We start from the raw sequence: 18611 nt of genomic DNA on the forward strand, positions 1-18611 counted from the left end.
TCTCGGGTAGGTTAGCGCGGGTCTGAATCTCGATTCCGGGTGACGTGCTCTCGAGCACCGGAACGGGGGGCGCGAACGCGCAAGCTCTGCGGACTTTCGCGCGCGTGAACGCCACGATCTGCCCGGCGCGGGCCAGCCGGAGTGCTAAAGGTTCGGCCGTGACCAGCACGCCCCGCCTCGGTTCAGCGGAACGCCCCGTTCGAGTGGCGGTGGTCGGCGCCGGCCCGGCCGGATTCTTCACCGCGGAGTTCTTGCTTCGCTCCGAGTCTCCCAGTTTCGCCGTGGATGTGTTCGAGCGTCTGCCCACGCCGTTCGGCCTGGTTCGCGCTGGAGTCGCCCCGGATCATCAAAAGATCAAGGCCGTCACCAAGACCTTCGAGCGCACTGCGAAGAACCAGCGCTTTCGTTATTTCGGCAACGTGGAGATCGGCAAGGACCTCTCCGTCGCGGAGCTCCAAGAGCACTACGATCAGATCGTCTTTGCGGTCGGTAGTGCGAGTGACCGGCGTCTGGGCATCCCCGGTGAAGAGCTCGGCGGTTGTCACGCCGCGACGGCGTTCGTTGGCTGGTACAACGCTCACCCGGACTTCCGAGATTTTCCCTTCGATCTTGCTGCCGAAAGGGCGGTGGTCGTTGGCGTCGGAAATGTCGCCCTCGACATCTCTCGGATCCTCCTCAGGAGCCCAGACGAGCTTGCCAAGACGGACATAGCCGATCATGCGCTGACCGCGCTCCGGGCGAGCCGTGTGCGCGAGGTCGTGCTGCTCGCCCGGCGCGGTCCAGCGCAGGTTGCGTTCGAACCGCGTGAGCTCGAGGACATCGCGGGGCTCACGGGTGTACGGGTGAACGTCGACGCCGCGCCGGTCGAGGACGAACTCTCCGGATCGGGCGGGCTGGATGCGCGGCAGAAGCGCAACCTGGAGCTGATGCTGGAGCTCGCTCGGGCCAAGCCGCAGTCGGCGGAGCGGGTGCTCAGGCTCGAGTTCAACGCCGCGCCGGTCGAACTGTTCGGGGACGAAGCTGGACGTGTGCGCGCCGTGCGCATCGAACGAACGGGACTGGTCCCCGGGACGGATGGGCGTCTGCGTGCGGTTGGCACCGGCGAGTTCCACGAGCTCGAAGCCGGGCTCGTGTTTCGCTCGATCGGCTACCTGGGTATGCCGCTCGTCGGCGCGCCGTTCGACCAAACCAAGGGTGTCATTCCCAATCTGGATGGCCGGGTCACGAGCGGTGCCGGCAACGAGATCTTGCCGGGCACCTACGCAGTCGGCTGGATTCGCCGGGGACCCATTGGGGTCATCGGAACCAACAAGGCGGACGCCCAGGCGGTTGCGGAGCGGATGACCGAAGACGTTGCGACCCTGCCTGCCCCGGGGCCCGAGGCCGCACGCGATGCCATCGACACGTTGCTCGGGCGACGCGGAATCAGCGTGACCACCTACGCCGATTGGAGTCGAATCGATGCGCTCGAAGTCGACGCAGGTCGAGCGACCGGTAAGGTCCGCGAGAAGTTCGCGACCGTGGAGCAAATGATGAGCGGGCTGCTGCGTGCCGCGCCCCGCGATGTCGAGTGAGACAGCGCGCGCGGCGCGATGCGCGCCCCGAGAGCGTCAGGTCAGTCAGCGGACCTGCTTGTGCTTCGAGACGGATGCCGAAGCTCCGTCCGACCGTCGGTCCTGGCGGCTCCGGGGGCCGTTCGGCAGCGGTGGCGGTGCCGCTTGCCCGGGGAGGCGACGCTGTCCGCGGGGCCCGGTCGGCCACAAAACGACGTGTAAACGCGGATTTCGGAGCCGCTCCCCGAGTCCCCGCCAGCTGCGGGAGCGGGTTTGCGGGGGGCCTGTTCTGACCCTCTAGCTGCGCCCGCGGAGCGTGCTAGGGTCGCCCCCCGGTGACCCTCGAGAGAAACTACCCGTTCCTGTCGATCGCTGTCACGACTCAATACAGGAAAGGTTGGAATGCATGTCTGAAGGCACCATCAAGCGTTTGACGGATAAGGGTTTTGGCTTCATCGAGACCGGCTCGGGGAAAGACTTGTTCTTTCACATGTCGGCGGTCGAAGGCGTTCGTTTCGAGGACCTGCAGCAGGGTCAGCGAGTCTCGTTCACTGAGGGCCAGGGCCCGAAGGGACCGAGAGCCGAGAACGTCAAGGTGATCTGAACCTTGGGTGTGCGGGCGAGCGCCTGTCGTCGAGACGGGCGCTCTCGCCCAACACCACCCGGTGTTCTTTTGGAGGGACCCGCTGACGCTCATACCGCGCGGCGGGACAGTGTGCCCCAGAGCACACAAGCGGCAAGCGTGGGGGCGAGACAAGCAACGAAGAGCAACAGCGCGTCGGTTGGACGTTGCAGTCGCTCCACGTTGTAGCTCAACACCTCGATCGCGGTGACTACTGCGTCCGCCGTGATGACCAAGGCGAGAACCTTCGCGAGCGAGTGGCGGTAACGGCGCGCCAGCAGGACCAGCCCGAGCGCCAGCAGGCAGTCGAAGGCGAGCCAGGCGTCTCTCACCCACGGCGCCGGAAACCAGCGCGCATCCATCAGCCCCAGGCCCAGCGTCCAGGGTACCAACGCCAGACCGAGTGCCCACAACACCGGAGTGGGACCCCTGAGGAGCGTGCGCAGACCAAAACGCAGCAGGCTTCCGTGTGCAAACGCGCGGAATGACTCGAGCAGGCCGATGAGGAGGGAGCTCCTCCGTTCCACGACCAGGTAGACAGGCTCCCAGCGCGCCGGGTGCAGCTTGGCCTTGAATGCAGCGACCCCGGAGAAATCGTAGAGCGGTCGCGCAGCGGATCGCGTGCGTTGCATCCAGGGCTCCACTGGACCGCGGAGCGGCGCGAGGCCCAACGTGACGAACTGGGCTCCTTCGCCGCCGACGCTGCGCATGGCGAAGTCGATCAACAGCTCGGCCGTGCCGTTCGGCGAAGCCGGTTTACGCAACAGATCCTCGAAGAACCAGCCCGCCCTTCCGTAGGCTGGAACCGCGGCAAGAAATCCCAGGGTTCTGCCGTCGCGCTCGGCGACGAAATAGCGCCGCTCCGCCCGGTGCTCGAACGGTTGAACATCGACCAGAAAACCCATGGGGGCCATGCTGCGCGAGGACAACCAGAGAGTGATGAGCCTCTCGATGGCCAGTCTGAGTGGCGAGCCCGCGTCGAGCTCGCTGGGGTCGACGGCACGGACACTGACGCCTTTGCGGGTGGCGCGCCGCAGCTGGTATCGGAGTGAGGGGTGTGCGGCCAGGACATCGTTCCAGCATGACGGGTCCCAGACGGGTTGTTCGCCAACGAGCAGGTGTTTCAGACCTGGATCGGCGTGCAGCGCCGGACTCTCGGACGCAAAAAAACATGCGCGCTTTCCGGCTCGGCGCGCGCGGGCGAAAAACAAGCTGGCGATCTCCGCCGCGCGCGCTTCCGCAGCCACGGGATCACCCGCGCCGACCCAGGCGGAACCCGTGTCCACGTACGCCACGCACGCGTCAGGGTCGACGAACCAGTAACAAAACCCGCGCTCCAGCAGCTGAAATGACGTCGCGTTCCGCCCGAACCGTCGCAGTAGGTCGAGCACTCGCGCGTGCTCGTCGTCTGGCGTGGATTCGGGCTCACCCTGCTCCATCGAAAACTTCGGGAGGGCTCGCCCCGCAGTCGCGGCGGACGGCGGGCCGCTCAGTTGTCGATGACCTCGACCGGGGCGTCCCCCTCGGTGCCAACGATGCGCTGCAGATCTTCCAGGAAGCCCCCGAACACGTCGCCCAGCGTTTCTGCTCCGTGTGCCATGGGGAGATCGATTCCCCACTCTGAAGCGGGACGGGTCGCGACGTCGTCCGGCATGGGCCAGCGGTGGGAAATGACCGCGACGGTACGCGCGCTGAGTGCGAGGTCGGAGGCAGGCCGGGCACACAGCGCCTGTGCGCGCTCGATCTCTTGCCGGAGTGCTTTCGACGAAACCGTTGCCTTCACCGAGCTGAGTGCGTCGGCGAGGGCGTGAATCGTGGGGAACTTGCTGCCCGGTTCACCGTCTTCGAGGTGATGCTGCAAGTTGTCGCGCAGGAGTGCGTAGGTGATCCAGCGTCGCTCGGTGGAGCCTCCGGGACCGCTGAAGATTAGGCTCATTTCTGAAACTCCTGGAGGTGCCGACGCCGAGACGCAGAGACGCAGAGACGCAGGGTGCGGGGGAAAGATTCGCTTGGGGCGGGGGAGATGTCAAAGTCCGGCGGGGGCCCGCCCGCGCTCCGCGTCAGACGTACGTGTTCTTGGTTGGGGGCGCCTCGATCGTTGTGGGATCGGGGGCGTACTCCGGGGGTGGCATCCGGAACAGCAACCCCGGGACCAGCGTGGTGATGACGGTGTAGACGATGACGGCCCCGGTCAGCGTCGGCGACGCACCGAAGTCGTCCCGCAGGATGCCAGCGATGACCAGCCCGAAGACCAAGGTGGGCAAGAGTGCTACCGCCACGCGCACCGCCTTGTCGGCAGGCTCACGCATCGCGGTCCTTCTGTGCACCGCTACCAGGAAGACACGAAGCGGAATGAACAGGAGGCAAAACCCACCGCCGAGGAGCAGCGCGCCGAGACCGAAGTCCGCCTTCTCGAGCCGCAGCCCCGCAGCAAAGAAGTAAAAAGGGATGAACACCGAACCGAATAGCTCGACGGCGTTCAACATCTGTTCCGAGGCCATCGCCGGGAGCTGCTTGCGGAAACGCTGCGCGGCGACACCAACCAGAAACGCACCGACCAGGTAGTAGACGCCGAGTTTCTTGGTCAAGAACGCGCACACGACGGCGAGCATGAGCAAGAACGCGAACTCGCTCTTGGGGGCAAACGGCGCGATCTTCTGGGCGAAGAATCGGAACGCCATCGGCAGGACGACGATCATCGCCGTGAGCGCGACGACCGACACCGCGAAACGAGCCAGCGTAGTGGTTTGAATCACCACGAACATCGTACCGAGCGCCAAGAGCTCGGCGGCGATCGCTTTCAGCTTGACCCAGAACCGCTCCTCCTCGGACAGGTCGAAGCGGCTGATCGCCTGAAAAATGAAGCCGGTCGACGGGGTCAAGAGCGCGAGCGCAAACAGCGCCGCGGGCCGCAGTCCGAGCTCGAGCCACACGGCCAGCGCTCCCGCCGTCGCACCCAGGAGTGCAGTCCTCACCAGCAGGTGCACACTGAGCACCGAGAGCCCCTTGCGGAGCGCCGCCGAGTCGAGCTCGAGGCCGGCGAACAAGAACAGCGAGGCGATCCCCAGGGTCGACAGCATTCGGATCGTGGGATCCTGTCGGAAGAGATCGAACCCGATGCCGAAGAGCGCGCCGACGGCCAGGCTAGTCACCGGTGCAGGAATGCGGAACCGCTCCAGTGCACGCGGCACCACGAACAGGCCCAAGAGTAGGCCGATGTAGTGCAGTTCGGACATTCAAAGTTGGGTGCAGCTACGCACCAGGGACCTTGGTGTGTTGCACGAGGAGCGTCAGGTAGCCATTCATTCCCGGTCGCACGGCGTGCCTCGTTCGCGATGCGAAAGAGAGCATCGTCCTTGGTCCAATGCGCAGGACCTCTCCGGACGCGAGCTTCAGCGTCCCACTGCCGTGCAGCGCCTGGATGGTGACCGGCGAGGCGTAGGAGCGCTCTGGAAGCTCGGCTCCTCTGCGCAGCGTGATGGTGGCAACCTTGGTGTACGGCGTCTCGAGCAGGAGCGTTTCCTCGACGGGATCGCCGGCGCCGGGTCGGCTCGGCAGCCGGACCTGCTGGTACCCGCCGCCGGGAACCTGGGCCTCGCTCGTCCCTGCGAGGCCCGAGATCAGAACCAGGAGCGTGCCTGTCTGGACCAATGACCGGAGGGTTTTCATGCGCCGGAGTCTAGTCGATAAACCTCGCGCTGCCTCGACCGGGGCCCGAGTTCGGGTAAGCAAGTCGAGCGGGCTTCGACAACGCGCGCGCTTGCCCTAGAGTTTCCGGGTGACGACGAGCACGAACTTGGTCGAGACCCTGACGGCGGCGAAGGGTGAGAAGTTGGTCGTGTTGCTCAGCGGGCACCCGGATCCGGACTCCATCGGTTCGGCGCTGGCGCATCGACGGATCTGCGAGCACGTCGGCGTCGAGGCGACCCTGGCACACGCCCACCCGGTGTCCCGGCTCGAGAACCGCGCACTCGTGAAGCTGCTCGGGGTCGAGATGCTGCGGGTGAGCTCTCCGCGCGAGCTCGAATCGTTTCGATATGTTTCGCTGGTGGACACCTCCGTCCCGGAGGCCTCCATTCCGCTGCCCGCTGGCCTCGAGATCTTGACCATCGTCGATCACCACCGCGGGGCCGCGGCCGAGGCGCGTTTCAAGGACATCCGCCCCAGCTTGGGTGCGACTGCGACCATCTACGCTCAGTACTTCGAGAACGGAGTCGTCCCATTTGGCGGGACCTCACGCGACGATTCCCTCGTGGCAACCGCGCTGCTCTGCGGAATTCGCGCGGACACGGACGACTTCATCTTCGCGACACCGGAGGACTTCCAGGCCGCGGCGTACCTGAAGTCGCTGGCGGACATGAGTGTGCTCCGGCGCTTGGGGCGCCGCGTGGTGGCCGCCGTCAGCATGGACACCCTGTCGCGCGCGCTTGGGGATCTGGAGATCGTCAGGGACTTTGCCCTCTCCGGCGTCGGGGCCGTGGCGCCGGGCGATCGCGATGCGATCGGCGAGGCGGCTGATTTCATCCTGCGCCGCGAGGACATCGACACGGTGCTGGTCTACGGAATCGTCGGAGATCACGTGGACGGGTCACTGCGTACGTCGAGCCCCAGTGTGGACCCGGCGTCGTTTCTCGAGAACGCCTTCGGCTGTGATCCGAGCGGTCGCCCGTATGGTGGCGGGCGCTCCGACAAAGGAGGGTTCAAGCTGCCTCTGGGACTGCTGGCGGAGGCCGAAGACCGCACAGCGATCTGGCAGCACGTTCGCGACATCGTGCGTGCGCGGGTGGGGCGAGTGGTGCCGGGACTGGGTTGAGGCGGCGTCAGCGTGACGCGGCCAGCGGAAATAGCTGCGTGATTGCGCTCCCGGCGCGAGCGGACCGATCCTCCGAGAGCCCAGGGAGCGGCCGCAGCGACGGCACGAGGTCACGGAGTCTGCGTGTCTGGCTCGTGCTTCGCCCTTTCGGGCGAAACACGAGGGCTCCAGGGGTCAGGCTCCAGGCCTGGAGTGCACGGACGAGCTCGTCGTACGCGGGTTCGAGCCGTTCATGAGCCGGTGGCGCGAGGATTTCGAGCCGACGCGCGAGACCAAGCAGGTATCGGACTTCGGAAGCGGAGCCGCGCGCAGTGACGAGAAACTGCACGTAGTCACGCGTTGTCCGACGCGCGGAGCCCTCCACGATGTTGGTCGGGACGGAGACGGCGGCGCGGCGTAACTGTGCTTGAAGGCCGTAGCGTTCCTCGACCGGGAAGTCCCTGGTCCAACGCTAGACTTCGACGACCAACTCGTCCGCCATCGAGAAGACTTTCAGCTTGTGATGGTCTCGGCTCATCGTGAGATCACGCTCAGCACGAGGTTGTCGTGACACGGCACTTCTTGGGCGCAGCCCCGCACGCAGCTGGGACGCTTCTTGCTGCCGAGTGCTGCCATCGCTTCGAGCCCTGTCCATTCAACCTTTCCGAGAACTTGCAACAACCTCGACGCCCCCCAGATCGTCATCTGCAGCATGCACTGAACCCCACCGGTCGAGCGAACCCACTGAAGTCTGCAGCCTGAAGTCTGTAGCCTCGTGTTTCGCCCGAAAGCGCGAAACACGAGTCAGAGGACCCGGAGCCGCGCCCGCGCCCGTTGTTCGTCACTTGGTTGTTCCGACCCGGAGCGCCTGCCTCTACGGGCTCGGATGCGCTCCACCAGGGCCGCGTCCGGTTCGTGGCCGAGCACTCGGCGAATGACCGGCAGCGGATCTTCGAACACCGGCGACAGCTCGCGCTCGTCGAAGGTCTTGGCCATCGAGAACATGCCGGCGCAGATCGGATCGAAGCGGCAGAAGTCGCAGGCGCTGCCCTTGCCGTGCAAGAACTCGAGCTGACGGATGAAACCCTTCTGATCGAGGAAGCGGATGCAGCGCTCTTCCTCCTTGATGATCTTGCGGCTCTCCGTCGAGGCCCAGGCGAAGCGGCGCATGAAACACAACGGGACTCGCTCCGCGCGGAAGGTGCGACCGCTCGCGTGCAGGTACTCCATGGCCAGCTCGAGCGAGACCAGGAACTCGTGGTGGCGGGCGATGCAGTCGGGGTTCTCTTCGGCGCGGTTGCCGTCCGGGTCCATGTTGTTCCACACGAAGTGACGCAGGAACGGGAAGCGATCCGTGAGCCAGATCACCACCTCGTGCAGGTGATCGGCGTTGTAGGTGTTGATCACCGTGTTGATGTCACAAGTGATGCCCATCTCCGGTACGTGAGCCAGCGTGGTGACCAGGTGGTCCCAGGCGCCCGGGTACTGGGTGATGAAGTCGTGCACCTCGCGGCGGTGGCTGTGGATCGAGACGTGAATGTGGCTCAGCCCGGCGTCCACGGCGCGGCGGAAGAAGTCGTGATTCGACAATCGTTGACCGTTGGTGATCATGCGGCTGTAGAGACCGCGCTCGCGGGCGTGGCTCAGCGCCGGAAACAACAGCGGCGAGGAGGTCGGCTCGCCGCCGGTCAGGATCACGCCGTCGTAGCCGAACTCCTGTAGCTGATCGATCTCCCGCTTCATCTCGTCTTCGGTCAGCTCGACGCCGGTGGGCGGATTGCTGCAGAAACGACACGCCTGCAGGCATCCGCGCGTCAGCTGGAGATAACCGAGGTTCGCCACGCCAATCAGACCTTCGCGAGCGGCAGGTTCCGCTTCGCCCGTTTCTCTTGTTGTGCGAGGGCGATGGCCGCGAGCGGATCCATCGGCGCGGCGGTCGGCTCGGGAAATCCCGGCAGGCTCGGGGCCACGGGCTCGGGTGGTGACGCCTTGCTCAAACGCGGGGGCGCCACCGGGTAGAGCTGTTCGAGGCGCTGGGCCACACGCTCGGCTTCGGCGCCTTCCACGAGGGGCGTGAGCTTGCCGAGCCCCTGGTCCCTCACCCAGTTGATGTGCGCTCCTTCGCAGCGCGCTTCCACCACGCAGTCGGCGCAGCGCACACTCTTGGCCCCGTAGCGCGCACGAATGTGGAAACGCGCGAGCTCTCGGATGTCCAGGCGGCCGCTCTCGGCATCGAACCAGGCTGCCTCCAAGATGGCTCGCTCTTCGCACCAGTTTGCGCCCGGTGCCAGACACGCCGGCAGGCCGCTCACCCGAAGCGGCAGCATGAGCTGCTGGAAGAACGCGCGGGGATCGCGCAGGTCGTGGGCGGTTGCCTCGGACAGGTGTTCGTGACTCGGCTGGTGCAGGCGCAGGCGGTCGGCGTTCGCAGCCAGGAGCTCACGGTGTTCGAGCAACCACCCGGCGGTGTCCTGACCAAGCTCGATGTCGAGCTCGACGTTCGGGTTCGAGCCCGTCGCAAGCCAGGCGTCGAGCTGACTCGCCGTGGTGGCGACGAGCACGACGCGGCGTGAGCCGAAATCCAGTGGCAGTTGCTCGTCGGTCGCCGTGCGCACGTAGACACCGAGCTCGGAGGGCAACTTCGCGAGCTCCGAGAACCGCTCCACTTCGACCCCCACGAGGCTCGTGCCAAAGGGCAGGGCTTCCTTGGCGTAGGCCCGCGTGCCCAGCCAGTAGACATCGAAACCGCCGGCGTTCTGCCGGGCGACCGTTCGATCCATGGTGGTGCAAAACGGCTCGATGAAACACTCCGGGCAGCGCTCCGGGTGGCGACAGTCGAGCGGTTTGCCTTCATCCAGGTAACGGCGCACCTGGAAGCGTCGCCCGTTCACCTCGTCGAGCATCTTGTGGGGATCTTGGATCAGATCCTCGAGCCCCTCCAGGAACGAGACCGGGAAGCGATTCGTCCACACCACGAAGCGTGGATGGCGGTTGAGTCGGAACACCTTCTGCAACACGGGCAGGTGGTCGCGCACGTCGTAAAAGAGCTCGGCGCGATTGTCGAAGGCCGCCGCCTGGGGAATGACGTGCAGCAGATCGAACTCGGTGATGCCGAGCGAGATTGAGAACTCGACGATCTTGTCGAGCACCGCCACGTTTTGTTTGTTGATGACGACGTCGACGTTGACGATTGGACGCCCGTCGCGCAAGGACCGCACGATGGCCTTGACGATGCGCTTGAACGCCCCCGGAGTCCCGGTGAGTCGGTCGTGCAGCTCGGCCGTGTGACCGTGCAAGCTGTAGGTGATCTCGCCCAGGCCGGCCGCGAGGGCGGACTCGAAGAACTCCTTGTCGGCGAAGCGGTAACCGTTGGTCACGGTCTGGACGCGGTCGTAACCGCGCTCTTTGGCGTAACGCACCAGCTCGGCGAAGGCCGGGTGCAGCGAGGCTTCACCGCCCGAGATGATGACCTTGTCCGCGCCCAGCTCGTCCAGACCCCGGTCGAGCTCGCGTTTGATCTCGTCGACGGGCAGGTAGACGTTGCGCGGTGTGTCCGAGTCCAGGCAGAAGACACAGCGGCTGTTGCAGGCCGTGACCGCGCGCACCCAGTGCTTGGGGCGATTGGCGACGCGTTCGCGCCAGAGCATGCGCTCGATGTCGCGTTCGTCGCTCATGGCTCGATCGTGCTCTGCCAACCCACTGCGATCCCGGGGCAATGCGGCGTGTGCTGTCCGCCGCAGACACAGGCCACAAAAGTACCATATCGGTCGGACCCGCTCGGTGGGCGGTCCCGAGTGAGTGTGTCTTCGAACGCGACTCCAGGGTCCGGACACGGCAAAACTGCCGCGTCACGGCTGAAGAGGCAGGTCGGAAGCACACGCGCGAGCGCGCGACGGGCGGGGCCTTCCGCGAGTGCGCTCGCCGCCCGGGCCAGGGTTTCGAGGGAGCCGCCGCGGCTCGACAGGCGAAACGCCGGCTCGCCGGGCAGTGCTCCGGCCTCCCAGGCGCGGGCGAAGTCGGCGACCGCGTCTGCGTCGTGCAGCACGGCGAACGCTCCCAGCTCGGCGCCCGCAAGCTCCGCCAGGCGTGAGCCTGCGGAGAGCGACGCGGCGAATGCGCCGCTCCGTCCGACGTGTGCGTCGTGGCTCTCGGCGTTTGGCCCGTACAGCGCGAGGTCGAGGCGCGAGAGCCCCCGGAGCGCGAACAGGTCGGAGTCTTTCAGCTCGTCCAGCGCGCTGGCTTCCCCGGCCAGCTCGACCCGCTCGAAGGACAGCAGTGTGGTCTCGCGGAGCAGGGACGCTGCCTGCGGATGCGCGAGGCTGCCAGTGGAGGCGATGCGCAGCGCGCGCGCGCCTTCCTGCGCTGCGCGCACCAACCGCGCGCGTGCGCTGCGCGTCGACTCGACGCTGTTGCCTTCGGCATGATCGCCACACACCTCGCAGCGCACCCGAGACGGCGCGGCAAAACACAAGCGCAACACCTCTGGCACCGGGTCGGCCGCGAGCAGCGCCAGCGGGTCGCCGTCGAGGGTCTTGCCGAGCACCTGATGGACCATCGCCAGACGCGTGATCGGCTCTCGGCCATGGCGCGGCGGAGGCGCGTCGACTGGAACTCCGGGGACGGGTCGTGAGGGCATGGGGGTGAGCTGATTGGCGTGCGTCGCGGCCCGTTCCGAGCGCAGCTCCGCGCGGCCGAAACACGTCACGTAGTCGAGGGGCGCCCCCGCACAGCGCGGCAGTCCGGGACAGCGCGGGCACCCTCCCTCGTGGGGCGGCAGCGCGACGGCGGCTCGCACCGCGTCCCACGCCGGGGTGGTCGGCGTGAGCGCCAGCAGAGCTCCAGATCCGGCGCGCGCGCCCTCGGGCATGACACATTCGGGGAAACCCTCGAACGTGACCCGCACTCCACGGCGGGCGCCGGCCGCGAGGGCTTGTTCGAAGTAAGGGGCCGCGAGGCCGAAGCGAGGGGAGAGCAGGACGAGCTCTCGAGCCACGCGCCCGCGCCCAACGGGTCGTCGCAGGTGAACCGTGCGGGCGCCGAGCGCGGCTGCAGTCTCGATCAGCTCGCCGAGCAATGGCAGCGTCGAGCGTGTAACCGTGGCGGAGACCTCGACAGCAACACCGAGCGCCATGAGCCGGCCCAGCGCGCGCACCGCGAGACGGGCCGCGCCGGGCCTGCTGACGAGCCAGTCGTGGGCGTCCGGGCGCGCAGCGTGCAGCACGACCCGCACGCGATCGAGGCCGGCCGCGACCAAGGGAACTGCGGCACCGTCCCGGGCGAGGGGGAGCGCGTCCGACACCAGGCCCACGCGGGGGCCCCGGGCGCGGACCGCGCCGATCAGCTCGGGAAGATCCGCCCGCAGGCTCGGCTCGCCGCCCGCGAGCCAGACGCGTTCTTCTGTCCCGGCGAGCAAGTCGATCAGCGATTGCAGTTCGGGGTCCGGCGGCGTGTCGGAGGGCAGCTCGTTCAACAGCTCTCCGCCGCGCACGCGCGCGGTGACGATCAGCGCGACCTCCACCATGGTCACGCTCTTTGCTCCAACACGCTGACCTCGAGCCCCAGCTCGCGCTTGGCGGCGGCGACGAAGCGTGCGTGGCGCCCGTCCGCCTCAACCAGCAGCCGTACACACTCGACACCCGAGGCCGAGCACAAGCGCAGCGCGTCGAACGCGGCGCGGAACGAGCCGAGTCGCGTGAAACCGACGCAGACTCGCAGCGCGAGCTGCGGATCGAGCGTGGCGTTGGCTGCTGCGATCGCTCGAAGCTCCGCGACGCACGCCTGATCTTCGAGCAAGCCCGGGGCCTGGGTCCGGAGCGCCAGATCGGTCACGCCCGCGTCGCGCAGGCGGACGCCGTCGCCGGCCCGAAGGCGCGGAGCCAAGAGCCACAGCGTGGGCGTCGAGCTCTTCCGGAGCGCCGCCAGCGTTTCATCGTCGACGCCCTCGCGTGCGACGACCACGGTCTGACCGGTAGGATCCGCGGCGGGCCCGTCCCAGGGTTCGCGTCGCTCGAGCGGTGCCGCGAGGCCGCTGCCCTTTCGGTGAAAGAAGTAGGCGTGCCAGGCGCCGCCGCAGCGGGTTCGGAGCGCGCAGCGAAGACAGGGTTCGCCATGGCGTTTGTTGCCGCGATTGTGCACGCCGTGAGCGGCGTGTTGTGCGCCGCCCGAGCGCGCCGCCGCCGCCTCGATGGCCTCGACGGAAGAAGCGAAGTGCGCTTCCCAGCCCACACACAGTGGGAGCCCGCAGTAAGGGTTGAGCAGCTCCAGCTGATGTTGCTTCGCGCGCTCGCGGGCACGCCGCACCTCGGGGCCCAGCACGGCGTAGTCCGGCATCAGCTCGAGCTGGCTCGCTGCGCGCCCGTGGGGTTGCACTGCGGACAAGGAGATCGAGCGCACGCGCGGCAAGCGGCTCGCCACGAAGTCGACGTAGGCGGTGACCCGGCTCTGGGTCTGGCTGGCAATGACTGGATTCAAGGTGACGGTGATGCCCGCGTCGAGCAGCGCGTCGATGCCCGCGAGGCACTTGTCGAACGCGCCCGGCAGGCCCGACAGCTCGTCGTGCAATGGCGCAAGATCCGCGAGCAGTGACACGAACGCGGAACTGAGCCCGGCTTCGCTGAGCGCCGCGGCGTAGCCCCGATCGATCAAGACCGCGTTGGTCTGCAGCTCCGACCAGGGTACGCTCGCGCTCTTCGCCCGCGCGACCACACCGAGCAGTCGCTCGCGATACAGGGTTGGCTCGCCGCCGGAGATGGTCAGCGTCTTTTCGCCGGACGCCAGGAACGCGAGCAGGTCTCGCTCGAGCTCCTGGGGCGGAGGAGTCGGCCGTGCGTAGTCCTCCACCGGCACGTTGCAGAATGGGCAGCGCTCGTTGCACGCCATGGTGATGCGCAGGAGCCCCTTGGTCCGATGGTGAGCTTCGCCCCGGGCGAGGCCATCATCGGAGATCAGCGGCAGTCGCCGAGCCGGGCTGATGCTCATGGCAGTGGGGATCGTACACGAGGGCCGAGGCCCATGCTCGCCAGGGTCTCCGCGCCTCTCCTCCGCGGAAAGCACGGCGCCTCGTGCGGTTGCTTCCGTCGGTGTATCATTACCCCGTGCTGCGGGTGCTGGTAGGCTTTGTCCTTCTGCTCTTGACGAGCGGCTGCGCCTCGTCGGGAGACGACGCAGAGCCCGTGGTGCCGAAGTCCGACGGGGGCGGTATCGATGCCGGAGATGGCGGGCCGATCTGCACGCCGGATTGCCTCGACAAGGCCTGCGGCTCGGATGGTTGCGGCGGCCTGTGTGGCGCCTGCTGGGGCGATGCCTTCTGTTCGGCGGACGGCAAGCTGTGTGAGCCGACGTGTGTGGGGTCGTGCACGGGCAGGGAGTGCGGCGACAACGGTTGCGGCAGCTCGTGTGGCTCCTGCCCAAAGTACTGCGTCGAAGGCAAATGCACGACGGCGTGCACCCCGAGCTGCGGAACGAAGAAGTGCGGTGACGACGGTTGTGGTGAGAGTTGTGGCACCTGTCCCGCCGGGCAAGCTTGCATCAACGGTCAGTGCAACGCCGGCTGTGCGCCGAAATGCAGCGGCAAGGCCTGTGGCCCCGACGGTTGCGGAGGGACCTGCGGCACCTGCCCAAGTGGCAAGGTGTGCAACACCACCAGCGGTATCTGCGGCTCGAGTTGTACGCCGACGTGCACCGGCAAGAGCTGCGGCTCAGACGGTTGTGGCGGGCTGTGCGGCACGTGCCCGGCCGGGCAAGGTTGCACTGGTGGTGTCTGTGCCTGTGATCCGGCCTGCGGCAGCAAGAAGTGTGGCGCCGACGCGTGTGGAGGTTCTTGTGGCTCTTGTGCGGCCGGACAGACGTGCTCTTCCGGCACCTGCACCTGCGTGCCGCAGTGTTCAGGCAAGAGCTGCGGACCCGACGGCTGTGGCGGTTCGTGTGGTAGCTGCTCCGGGACGCAGGTGTGTTCCGGCAGCACCTGTGTCTGCTCGCCGCAGTGCAGCGGCAAACAGTGCGGCCCCGACGGGTGCGGCGGCTCGTGCGGTACCTGCCCCTCGGGCAAGTCGTGCAGCGGCTCGAGCTGTGTGTGCAACGCCACGCTGCAGCCGGGGCAGTCGTTGAATGCGGGGGATTCCCTGACGAACTGCAAGGGGAACGTCACACTCACCATGCAGGGCGACGGGAACCTCGTCGTCTACGGCCCGCCGGGCGCACTCTGGTCGTCGAACACCGCCGGCACCGGCAGCAACAACTTCGCTGCCATGCAGGGCGACGGAAACTTCGTGGTGTACGCCGGGAGCACACCGCTCTGGTGGTCGAACACCGCCGGCTCCTCGGGTGCCTACCTGGCCGTTCAGGACGACGGAAACGTCGTTATCTACCAGGGCAGCACGGCGTTGTGGTCCACGGGCACTTGCTGCTACTGACTCGGGGCGGTCGGCCACGATTTCGGGGCCGCTCAGCGCGCGTTTCGGCTCGCTGCTTTCCGATGAGGGGCGCCTGGGTTATTGGCGAGTGCCTGTCATGAAGACTCGCCTGCTTCTACTCGTTGCACTCTCGCCACTCAGCTGCACGAGCACTCCTCCGCCGCCCGGACCGAAGGTCGCCAGCGAGAGGACCTGTACCGACATGGGTTGCACCAGCGGGCTCGAGCTCGAGTTCGTCCGTCCCTCTCCCTGGCCGCCCGGCAGTTATCGCATCACGCTGAGGATCGATGGCAAGTCGGCGAGCTGTGACGGGGAGCTCCCGCTGAAACCTTGCGATCAGGGGCATCGTTCCGGTGCTCCGACGCGTCACTTCGCATTGCCGAGAGTGGCTGCGCCCTGCCTGCGAGCGAACACGCCATCAGCGGGCTCAGCTCGACGGCAAGCGAAGCCACGGCGGTGTCGCTGGTCATCGAACATGGCGGAGCGTTGCAGGCCACCGCGAACCTCACGCCAACGTTTCAGACCGTGCAACCCAACGGGCCCGGTTGCGAGCCGGTGTGTGAGAGTGCGTCGATGAAGCTGAAGCTGCGCTGATCGCTCGCGTTGGGGGGGCTCGGTCGCGGGCCAGCCCCGCACGTGTGCTCTCAGCCTAGACCGCCTTGCGGCGGGGCAGGTTCTTTGCGGGCGTGTTCAGGGAGCGATCCTTCGCCCCGCTCTGCTGGCGTCCGAGATCGCCGGCGCGCTGGCGTTTGGCGCCGGCGCCGCCGTCCTTGGCCGCCGCCTCGTCGCCCTCAGCGTCTTCACCCGCTGCCGCCGCCGCTGCCGCTGCGTCCTTGGCCTCTTGCTCGCGGCGCTTCAGCTCGACGTGCACGGCCTGCTCGTCCTCGGCGCGATGACACTTCTTGTACTTCTTGCCCGAGCCACACGGACAGGGGTCGTTGCGCCCCGCCTTCAAGCGTTCTTGCAGTTCTTCGAAGCTCATGGGTTCCTGGGCCTTACCCTATCGCAGCTCGGCTGCGCGCGCTCGCCCGCGCGACACTGGCCTCGCGGAGCTCCGGGTCCGGCGGTTTTGGCAGCACATTGCCCTCGAGTACCCGCCCGCCCGGCAGGCTGACGCGCCAGCTGCGGCGCGATGGGCGGGCCCACACCCGCCCCCCGCCACGCCTTGGTAATGTCGTCCGCATGGCCAACCGGATGACACGCGCGCTCGAGGGGTTTTACGAGTTCGTCGACAAGCCGTTGTTCTTGTGGACGCGGCCAATCTTGCTCTTGCTGCTCGTCCCGCTCGCGATCGGGCTCACGCTGCCCTTGTGGCATCTCGACATGCAGGCGCCTCAGTATCCCAAGGGACTCTCGCTCGACGTGTATGCGTACAAGCTGGAGGGCGGGCACGATGGGCGCGACGTCTTCGAGATCAACATCCTCAACCACTACATCGGCATGAAGAAGCTCGATCGCGCGGCGCTCACGGAGCTCGACTGGCTTCCGTTCGGCTTCGGTGCGCTCGCGCTGCTCCTGGTCCGTGTCGCTGCGCTCGGCAACGTGCGCGCGCTCGTCGACCTGTCGGCGCTCGTCGCCTACTTCGGCGGCTTTTCGGTGTTCCGCTTCGTGTTCAAGCTCAAGTCGTACGGTCACGACCTGGCACCCGACGCTCCCATCAAGGTCGAGCCGTTCATGCCGGCCATCTGGGGCGAGAAACAGATCGGCAATTTCTCGACCCAGGCCGCTCCGGCCACTGGTTCCTATTTGATCGCAGCGTTCGCGGGTGGCGTCATCTTGCTCACTCTCTACCACCTCGTGGAGGGGCGTCGCCGGGCACGCAAGGCCAGGCTTCCTCCTCCAACGTCGGCGACCGAGTCGGCCTCGGAGGCTTGAGGTGCGAGTCGGTCTCTGTCTGCTGGTCGCTCTGGGTGTGGGACTGCCCGGCTGCCGGGCGTGTGAAAGCGCGCCCGGTTCGCGCGGCGACGCGGCGGGTGTTGCTGACGCACCCTCATCTGCCCGGTGCACCCCGCGCACCGGGGAGCACCTCGGGATCCCGTTCGTCAAGGTGTGTCCGCAAGATCTGGCCGCCGCAGGCGCGACCTTCGAGCCGTTCTGGATCTCCGCCCATCAGCTGGGTTGTTCTGCCGGCGAGCACGACTCACTCGCCTGTCCCAGCGTGACCTCGCTGCAGCATCCCGCGGCGGGAGAGGCGCGGACGCCCGGGATGGCTGCAAACACCCTGGCCGCCGTGGTCGAGCCCAGCCTCGCCCAGAGCGTCTGTTACATGCGTTTCGCCGGGCGCATTCCGACGCGGCAAGAGCGCGCGCTGGCCGAAGAAACGATGGGCCTCGCAAGTGTGATGGTGGCGGAGTCCGCCGGCTCGCCGCGCAACTTCAGCTTCCTGCGTCTGGCCGAGTGGGTGACCGAGACACCCTGCCAGACACCGAACGCCAGCAAGTGCTCGGCGGCGACGTTCCCGAGCGGGCCGCGCGAACCGATTGCCTGGAGCACGCTCGCGTCGTGCGAGGGCACACCACTCTCGGCCGACGCCGGAGTGCCGTTGCTTGCCATCGGCGAGGTCTGCCCTGCACCGGATTTCTCCTGGGATGCTGGCGCCGGTCGTCTGCCCTGCGCGGTGCGAAGTCCCGCCGCGAAACCGTCGATCATTGGTTTTGCTCTGTCGTGTCGGCCGCCGGAGCCGCTCGCGCGTCACCCGGAAGACGACATCGGCAAGGTCGCCGCGTTCCGCTGCGTCTTGCCCGAGTCCGCAACCCTGGGCGGCAGGTAATCCCCGTCGTCCGTCACACCGTGCGCTCTGCGCGGCCGCGCGAAGAGTGTGCGTTGCTTCAGCCCGCGGCCACGAATGCGGCGGCGAGCACGATGGCGACGAGCCAGCTGCCCAGCGCCAAGCGGCGACCGAAGTCTCGAACTCGGTTGCGCTCCTTCGGGTCGATCATCGGCTCGACTCCATCGTCCGTCTCGCGCTGACCGCGCGAAGCTCGGTACGTTCAGACGCCGAAGAGCCCCTTGGTCAGCCCCGCGACCGCGACGTAAAATGGCAAGACCAGGAGCAAACGCCATCCAACGGCCAGCCCCATTTCCCGCAGCGCGACCGCCGCGGCCAGGGCAACGGCGAGGCTGAGCATGCCGGCCCGGAGGCCTTTGGCGCTGCAGTTGGGGCTCAGATTACCGGTGGGCTTGGCCCAGGCGTCCATGGACCCAAGTATAGTGCGCTCCCGCCAGAGGCGGGA

16 protein-coding genes and 2 pseudogenes are annotated in these 18611 nt (G+C 67.2%); 7 read left to right on the forward strand and 11 right to left on the reverse strand.

Annotated features, from left to right (window positions below; genetic code table 11):
- Positions 1–158: 158 nt before the first annotated feature.
- Both IPI67_37785 and IPI67_37790 read left to right on the forward strand, forming a co-directional pair.
- On the forward strand, positions 159–1574 hold the full coding sequence (locus IPI67_37785; protein ID MBK7585926.1) for an FAD-dependent oxidoreductase: 1416 nt from the start codon (positions 159–161) through the stop codon (positions 1572–1574).
- Between the two features lie 385 nt (positions 1575–1959).
- Complete coding sequence (locus IPI67_37790) at positions 1960–2157, forward strand: cold shock domain-containing protein (GenBank protein ID MBK7585927.1); 198 nt, start codon at positions 1960–1962, stop codon at positions 2155–2157.
- 89 nt (positions 2158–2246) lie between these two features.
- On the opposite strand, the gene IPI67_37795 is transcribed toward IPI67_37790, so the two are convergent.
- The 4 genes from IPI67_37795 to IPI67_37810 form a co-directional block, all read right to left on the reverse strand.
- Positions 2247–3614 (reverse strand): DUF2156 domain-containing protein, encoded by a 1368-nt coding sequence (locus tag IPI67_37795; protein MBK7585928.1) that lies wholly within the window; start codon positions 3612–3614, stop codon positions 2247–2249.
- A gap of 50 nt (positions 3615–3664) precedes the next feature.
- Complete coding sequence (locus IPI67_37800; protein ID MBK7585929.1) at positions 3665–4111, reverse strand: hypothetical protein; 447 nt, start codon at positions 4109–4111, stop codon at positions 3665–3667.
- A gap of 124 nt (positions 4112–4235) precedes the next feature.
- On the reverse strand, positions 4236–5411 hold the full coding sequence (locus tag IPI67_37805) for a cation:proton antiporter (protein MBK7585930.1): 1176 nt from the start codon (positions 5409–5411) through the stop codon (positions 4236–4238).
- A 16-nt stretch (positions 5412–5427) separates the two neighbouring features.
- Positions 5428–5844 carry a hypothetical protein gene (locus IPI67_37810; protein ID MBK7585931.1) on the reverse strand — a complete coding sequence of 139 codons (417 nt, stop codon included), beginning with the start codon at positions 5842–5844 and terminating at the stop codon, positions 5428–5430.
- Positions 5845–5953: 109 nt separating this feature from the next.
- On the opposite strand from IPI67_37810, the gene IPI67_37815 reads away from it, so the two are divergent.
- A complete protein-coding gene (locus IPI67_37815) occupies positions 5954–6988 on the forward strand; it encodes a DHH family phosphoesterase (GenBank protein MBK7585932.1) in 1035 nt (344 codons plus the stop codon).
- Positions 6989–6995: 7 nt separating this feature from the next.
- Here the strand turns inward: IPI67_37815 and IPI67_37820 are convergent.
- From IPI67_37820 to IPI67_37840, 5 genes and pseudogenes are all read right to left on the reverse strand, one after another.
- Positions 6996–7433 (reverse strand): annotated as a pseudogene (locus IPI67_37820) (four helix bundle protein).
- Between the two features lie 338 nt (positions 7434–7771).
- Positions 7772–8809, reverse strand: a complete 1038-nt coding sequence (locus IPI67_37825; protein ID MBK7585933.1) for a radical SAM protein — start codon at positions 8807–8809, stop codon at positions 7772–7774.
- 5 nt (positions 8810–8814) lie between these two features.
- Entirely contained in the window at positions 8815–10641 is a 1827-nt protein-coding gene (locus IPI67_37830; protein ID MBK7585934.1) for a radical SAM protein, read from the reverse strand.
- The gene (locus IPI67_37835; protein MBK7585935.1) at positions 10638–12494 is read right to left on the reverse strand and encodes a hypothetical protein; all 1857 of its coding nucleotides are present in this window, start codon (positions 12492–12494) and stop codon (positions 10638–10640) included. The genes IPI67_37830 and IPI67_37835 overlap by 4 nt, the downstream gene beginning before the upstream one ends.
- Positions 12491–13945 (reverse strand): radical SAM protein, encoded by a 1455-nt coding sequence (locus tag IPI67_37840; GenBank protein ID MBK7585936.1) that lies wholly within the window; start codon positions 13943–13945, stop codon positions 12491–12493. The genes IPI67_37835 and IPI67_37840 overlap by 4 nt, the downstream gene beginning before the upstream one ends.
- Positions 13946–15051: 1106 nt before the next feature.
- Between IPI67_37840 and IPI67_37845 the strand changes: the two genes are divergently transcribed.
- The gene (locus tag IPI67_37845; GenBank protein ID MBK7585937.1) at positions 15052–15378 is read left to right on the forward strand and encodes a lectin; all 327 of its coding nucleotides are present in this window, start codon (positions 15052–15054) and stop codon (positions 15376–15378) included.
- 330 nt (positions 15379–15708) lie between these two features.
- Positions 15709–15972, forward strand: coding sequence for a hypothetical protein (locus tag IPI67_37850; protein ID MBK7585938.1), 264 nt, complete (start codon positions 15709–15711; stop codon positions 15970–15972).
- 286 nt (positions 15973–16258) lie between these two features.
- Here IPI67_37850 and IPI67_37855 read toward each other — a convergent pair.
- Positions 16259–16360: pseudogene (locus tag IPI67_37855) on the reverse strand (SEC-C domain-containing protein).
- Between the two features lie 200 nt (positions 16361–16560).
- Here IPI67_37855 and IPI67_37860 point away from each other — a divergent pair.
- Together IPI67_37860 and IPI67_37865 are read left to right on the forward strand one after the other, a co-directional pair.
- Entirely contained in the window at positions 16561–17253 is a 693-nt protein-coding gene (locus IPI67_37860) for a hypothetical protein (protein ID MBK7585939.1), read from the forward strand.
- A gap of 1 nt (position 17254) precedes the next feature.
- Positions 17255–18148, forward strand: a complete 894-nt coding sequence (locus IPI67_37865; GenBank protein MBK7585940.1) for a hypothetical protein — start codon at positions 17255–17257, stop codon at positions 18146–18148.
- A 220-nt stretch (positions 18149–18368) separates the two neighbouring features.
- Here the strand turns inward: IPI67_37865 and IPI67_37870 are convergent, their stop codons facing one another.
- A complete protein-coding gene (locus IPI67_37870) occupies positions 18369–18575 on the reverse strand; it encodes a hypothetical protein (GenBank protein ID MBK7585941.1) in 207 nt (68 codons plus the stop codon).
- Positions 18576–18611: the final 36 nt, after the last annotated feature.

It is taken from the genome of Myxococcales bacterium, assembly GCA_016706225.1.
Classification (GTDB): Bacteria; Myxococcota_A; Polyangia; order Polyangiales; family Polyangiaceae; genus JADJKB01.